Raw genomic sequence first — 5,828 nt, forward strand, 5'->3', positions numbered from 1 at the left:
GGTCTCGGAACGCGCGGCCCGGGCGGCACGCTCGGCGGCGTCGGCCTGCTGCTCCGCCTCGCGCAGGTCGACCAGCGCCCGGTTGGCCTCCTCCATGCGCACTGCTACCTGGGCCTGGAGTTCGCCCAGCTCCGAACGCGCCTGCGCCAGTTCGTTGGCCAGGCGCCCGACCTCGTCGGCTCGCCGCTGGGCGGCGCGCCTGCTCTCGCGCAGTTCCGAGTCGCTCGGGTTGTCCGGGGGCGGCGGCACCGCCCCGGTGGGCGCGCCCGCTCCGAGCGAGAGGGCGGCCACGAGCAGGGCCACCGTGACGCCCCGTGCCCCGCCTCCGGATCGTCGTGGCGTGTGTGTCGTGCTGGTCGGCACCGTCCTCACCTCCGCCGTTCGGACCAGCCTCGACTCTGCCACTCGCACCACTCACGCACCGTCCGCACCACGCGAAACACGCGTTTCTTCCGCGACTTTTCCGCTGGTCGGGTGAGACCCGTCCGGCCGCAGGGGCGCTGAGGAGGAGACGCGGTACCGACCAGCGGATCGGACGTGAAACGGGCCGGAACTCGCCCCCGGCCCCCACCCGGGGCCCCTGCCCTCGACACGCGGGGTGACCGCTCCCCGGCCCACGGCGCGCGCCGTCACTCTCCTGAACGCGGTGGCGGGAGGCGGCCGGGCGGGCCGAGCCGGGCGGGCCTCCACCGCCGTCCCGAGCGGCCCGGCTACCACGACGTGCCGTCGGAGGCGTGGGCTATGCTGGGCTTGACCAGAAAAAGGACAAGCGTACTGTTTAGTGGGCAGGAAGGTTCCGCCCACCTCTGCGGGCGCGGCGGGGGTGCGCGAGACTCGACCTGCTCCTACCCGAACGAACCGCCGCCATGGAGTGAGACGTGACTGCACCCGCCAGCAAGAACAGCTTCGGTGCTCGGGACACGCTCCAGGTCGCCGACGCCTCCTACGAGGTGTTCCGCCTGGACAAGGTCGAGGGTTCCCGGCGCCTGCCGTACAGCCTCAAGATCCTGCTCGAGAACCTGTTGCGGACCGAGGACGGTGCCAACATCACCGCCGAGCACATCCGCGCGCTCGGCAACTGGGACCCCTCCGCCGACCCGGCCACCGAGATCCAGTTCACCCCCGCCCGGGTGGTGATGCAGGACTTCACCGGCGTGCCCTGTGTGGTGGACCTCGCCACCATGCGGGAGGCGGTCTCCAGCCTCGGGGGCGATCCGGACAAGGTGAATCCGCTGGCGCCCGCCGAGCTGGTCATCGACCACTCCGTGATCATCGATGTGTTCGGCCGCGCCGACGCGTTCGAGCGCAACGTCGAGATCGAGTACGAGCGCAACCGCGAGCGCTACCAGTTCCTGCGCTGGGGGCAGAACGCGTTCGAGGAGTTCAAGGTCGTCCCCCCGGGCACCGGCATCGTGCACCAGGTCAACATCGAGCACCTGGCCCGCAGTGTGATGGCCCGCAACGGCCAGGCCTACCCGGACACCTGCGTCGGCACCGACTCCCACACCACCATGGTCAACGGTCTCGGCGTGCTCGGCTGGGGCGTGGGCGGCATCGAGGCCGAGGCGGCCATGCTCGGCCAGCCGGTGTCGATGCTCATCCCGCGCGTGGTGGGCTTCAAGCTCACCGGCGAGATTCCGCCCGGCGCGACCGCCACCGACGTGGTGCTCACCATCACGGAGATGCTGCGCCGTCACGGCGTGGTCGGCAAGTTCGTCGAGTTCTACGGCGATGGCGTGGCCTCGGTGCCGCTGGCCAACCGCGCCACCATCGGCAACATGAGCCCCGAGTTCGGCTCGACCGCCGCGATCTTCCCGATCGACGACGAGACGCTGCGCTACCTGAAGCTGACCGGCCGCTCGGCCGACCAGCTCGCGCTCGTCGAGGCCTACGCCAAGGAACAGGGCCTCTGGCACGACCCGGCCCAGGAGCCCGAGTACTCCGAGTACCTCGAACTCGACCTGTCCACGGTCGTGCCCTCGATCGCCGGGCCGAAGCGCCCGCAGGACCGCATCGAGCTCTCCGCCGCGAAGTCGTCGTTCCGCAAGTCGCTGCACGACTACGTCGAGACCGACCACCCCGTGCCGCACACCAAGATGGACGAGGCCTCCGAGGAGTCGTTCCCGGCCAGCGACTCCCCGTCGCTGCAGTTCGCCGACGACGGCGCCGTGCCGGTGTTCTCGGCCGCCAACGGCTCCTCCGGCAGGCCCACCAAGCCGGTCACGGTGTCCTCGGACGACCGTGGCGAGTTCGTACTCGACCACGGCGCCGTGGTGATCGCCTCGATCACCTCGTGCACCAACACCTCCAACCCGTCGGTGATGCTGGGCGCGGCCCTGCTGGCCCGCAACGCGGTCGAGAAGGGCCTGTCGGTCAAGCCGTGGGTCAAGACCTCGATGGCGCCGGGCTCGCAGGTGGTCACCGACTACTACGAGAAGGCCGGCCTGTGGCCGTACCTGGAAAAGCTCGGCTACCACCTGGTCGGCTACGGCTGCACCACCTGCATCGGCAACTCGGGCCCGCTGCCCGAGGAGATCTCGCGGGCGATCTCGGACAACGACCTCACCGCCGTGTCCGTGCTGTCCGGCAACCGCAACTTCGAGGGCCGGATCAACCCCGACGTCAAGATGAACTACCTGGCCTCGCCGCCGCTGGTGATCGCCTACGCGCTCGCGGGCACGATGGACTTCGACTTCGCCGCCCAGCCTCTGGGCCGTGACGCCGACGGAAACGACGTCTACCTGCGTGACATCTGGCCGTCGCCGCAGGAGATCCAGCAGACCATCGAGTCGGCCATCACCCAGGAGATGTTCACCCACGACTACGCCGACGTCTTCGACGGCGACGAGCGGTGGAAGTCGCTGCCCACCCCCGAGGGCACCACCTTCTCCTGGGACCCCGAGTCCACCTACGTGCGCAAGCCCCCGTACTTCGACGGCATGACCGCCGAACCCGCTCCGGTCACCGACATCACCGGCGCCCGGGTGCTGGCCAAGCTGGGCGACTCTGTCACCACCGACCACATCTCCCCGGCCGGTGCGATCAAGGCGGACTCCCCCGCGGGCCGCTACCTGACCGAGCACGGCGTCGAGCGCAAGGACTTCAACTCCTACGGCTCCCGCCGGGGCAACCACGAGGTCATGATCCGGGGCACCTTCGCCAACATCCGGCTGCGCAACCTGCTGCTCGACGACGTGCAGGGCGGCTACACCCGCGACTTCACCCAACCCGGCGGGCCGCAGGCGTTCATCTACGACGCCGCGCAGAACTACGCCGCCCAGAACACGCCGCTGGTGGTGCTGGGCGGGACCGAGTACGGCTCCGGGTCGTCGCGGGACTGGGCGGCCAAGGGCACCCGCCTGCTCGGGGTGCGTGCCGTGATCGCCGAGTCCTTCGAGCGGATTCACCGCTCCAACCTCATCGGCATGGGCGTGGTCCCGTTGCAGTTCCCGGAGGGTTCCTCGGCGGACGCGCTCGGCCTCGACGGCACCGAGACCTACGACATCGCCGGGCTCACCGCCCTCAACGGCGGCCAGACCCCGGACACGGTGCACATCACGGCCACCCGGGAAGACGGCTCCACCGTCGAGTTCGACGCGGTGGTGCGCATCGACACCCCGGGTGAGGCCGACTACTACCGCAACGGCGGCATCCTGCAGTACGTGCTGCGCAAGATGACCGCCTGACGTGGGTCCCCGCCGCGCGCGGGGCTGGACGAACCGCCGAGAGTCGGCACAGGAGCGGCCCGGCGCGGGGACGACGTCCGTCCTCGCGGCGGGCCGTTTCCGCGAGTGAGCCCGCCGGGAGTCGGGTGGACGAGGCTCGGGCGGAACCGGACGAGCCGTCGCCGACGCGGGCGGCGACACACGGGAGGAGAGACGATGACGCTGGCGGTGCTGCTCGCCGGTCTGGCCGTGTTCGCCGGAGCGCTGGTGCAGGGCAGTGTCGGGTACGGCATGAACCTCATCGCGGCGCCACTGGTGGCGCTGGTCGATCCCGCGCTCGTCCCGGTTCCCCTGCTCGTGATCGCCGCCGCGCACGCCGTGCTGTCCGTGGCGCGCGAGCACGAGGACACCGACTGGCGCGGCGTCGGCTGGGCCATGCTCGGCCGCGTCCCCGGCACCGCGCTGGGTGTGCTCGCGGTCGCCGCGCTGGCACCCCGCCCGTTCGCCGCGATCGTCGGCGTCGCGGTGCTGGTGTGCGTGGCGCTCTCGGTGGTGTCGTGGCGGCCCAGCCCCGCCCCGGCGCCGCTGCTGGTGGCCGGGATGGCCAGCGGCACGTTCGGCACGGCCGCCTCGATCGGCGGCCCGCCGCTGGCGCTGCTGTACCAGCACTCCTCGGGCCCACGCATCCGCGCCACGCTGGCGGCGTGCTTCGCCATCGGGTCGTGCCTGTCGCTGGCCGCGCTGGGCGTCGGCGGGCAGCTCCACACCGAGCAGTTCTACGCGGTCCTGTGGATGCTGCCGTTCCTGTTGGCCGGGTTCCTGCTCTCCGGCCCGGCACGCCGGCTGTTCGACGGCGGGCGCATCCGTGTCGCGGTGCTGACCGTGGCCGCCGCCAGCGCCGTCGCGCTGCTGGTGCGCGCAATCGTGGGGTGACCGGGCGGGCGGGCGCACGGCCCGCCGCCGCGCCGCGGTCATCCCGGCTCAGGGGACCGCCTCGCACAGGGAGACGGCGAACCGGTCGGCCGCGTCGGTCCACAGGTGCCGCACGGCGAAGCCCGCCTCGGCGAGCTCGGCGCGCACCCCGTCCCGGCGGAACTTCGCCGAGATCTCGGTGCGCACGTGTTCCCCCTCGGCGAAGGAGACCTCCAGGTCGGCGCCCGGCACGCGCACGGTCGTCGCCGCGCGCGCCCGCAGCCGCATCTCGATCCACTCGGACTCGGCGTCCCAGTGGGCCACGTGGTCGAAGCCGGACGGGTCGAAATCGGCGCCGAGGCGTGCGTTGAGCACGTGCAGCACGTTGCGGTTGAACTCGCCCGTCACCCCACTGGCGTCGTCGTAGGCCGCCACCAGAGTGTCCGGGTGCTTGACCAGGTCGGTCCCGAGCAGCAACCACTCCCCCGCCCGCAGCACGTCCCGTGTCGAGCGCAGGAACTTCGCCCGCTCGGCGGGCAGGAAGTTGCCGATCGTGCCGCCGAGGAACGCCACCAGCCGCGGGCGGTGTCCCGGTAGCGCGTCCAGGTTCGCCGTGAAGTCGCCGACCACGCCGTGCACCTGGAGGCGGGGGTAGTCCCGGGCGATCGTCTCGGCGGCCTCGGACAGCGCCGAGGCGGAGACGTCCAGCGGCACGAACTGGCGCAGCGTCGCGTGCTCGCGCAGCCCGTCCAGCAGCGCACGCGTCTTCTCGCTCGATCCCGAACCCAGTTCGACCAGGGTCGCGGCCCCGGTGACGCGCGCGATCGCCCCGGCCCGCTCGGTCAGGACCTCCCGTTCGGCCCGCGTCGGGTAGTACTCGGGCAACCCGGTGATGCGTTCGAACAGCTCACTGCCCCGCGCGTCGTAGAACCACTTGGACGGCAACCACTTCGGCTCCGCCGTCAATCCCTCGCGCACGTCGGCGCGCAGCGCCTCGGTCGCGTCCTCGGCGCTGCCGTGTCGCTCGATCCGCACGTCGCTCACACTGACTCCGTTCCGTCGATCAGGGCGACGGTCTCCACGCGCACGCCGCCACCGCGGCGGTCCGCCACGTCGCCCCCCGCCGGGTCGTGACTGACCACGCCACCCCCGGCCAGGTCGCCCCCCACCCCGCCGTTACGCACCCCGCCGTTTCGCACGCGCGGTGAGGCACGCCGCCGTGAGGCACCGCGCCACCATCCGGCTCGCCGC

The 5,828-nt window shown here is 71.9% G+C and carries 4 protein-coding genes and 1 pseudogene; 2 read left to right on the forward strand and 3 right to left on the reverse strand.

The window, feature by feature from the left end; translation table 11 throughout:
• Nucleotides 1-363, reverse strand: a pseudogene (locus tag SACSA_RS25505) (hydrolase); the annotation flags it as partial.
• Nucleotides 364-878: 515 nt separating this feature from the next.
• Here SACSA_RS25505 and SACSA_RS0100425 point away from each other — a divergent pair.
• Together SACSA_RS0100425 and SACSA_RS0100430 are read left to right on the forward strand one after the other, a co-directional pair.
• On the forward strand, nucleotides 879-3,686 hold the full coding sequence (locus SACSA_RS0100425; RefSeq protein ID WP_019812598.1) for an aconitate hydratase: 2,808 nt from the start codon (nucleotides 879-881) through the stop codon (nucleotides 3,684-3,686).
• Between the two features lie 195 nt (nucleotides 3,687-3,881).
• Nucleotides 3,882-4,598 carry a sulfite exporter TauE/SafE family protein gene (locus tag SACSA_RS0100430; RefSeq protein ID WP_019812600.1) on the forward strand — a complete coding sequence of 239 codons (717 nt, stop codon included), beginning with the start codon at nucleotides 3,882-3,884 and terminating at the stop codon, nucleotides 4,596-4,598.
• 48 nt (nucleotides 4,599-4,646) lie between these two features.
• Here SACSA_RS0100430 and egtD read toward each other — a convergent pair whose 3' ends face one another.
• Complete coding sequence (gene egtD / locus SACSA_RS0100440; RefSeq protein ID WP_019812602.1) at nucleotides 4,647-5,621, reverse strand: L-histidine N(alpha)-methyltransferase; 975 nt, start codon at nucleotides 5,619-5,621, stop codon at nucleotides 4,647-4,649.
• Nucleotides 5,618-5,828 (reverse strand): hypothetical protein (locus SACSA_RS26525; protein ID WP_232212789.1); only part of this gene is annotated, 211 nt, incomplete at its 5' end. The genes egtD and SACSA_RS26525, both read right to left, overlap by 4 nt.

The sequence above is a fragment of the Saccharomonospora saliphila YIM 90502 genome, from assembly GCF_000383795.1.
Taxonomy (GTDB): domain Bacteria; phylum Actinomycetota; class Actinomycetes; order Mycobacteriales; family Pseudonocardiaceae; genus Saccharomonospora; species Saccharomonospora saliphila.

Bases quoted from the DNA above. Each gene is read 5' to 3' on its own strand.
- SACSA_RS0100430 (WP_019812600.1), top strand. From the start codon at position 3,882: ATGACGCTGGCGGTGCTGCTCGCCGGTCTGGCCGTGTTCGCCGGAGCG.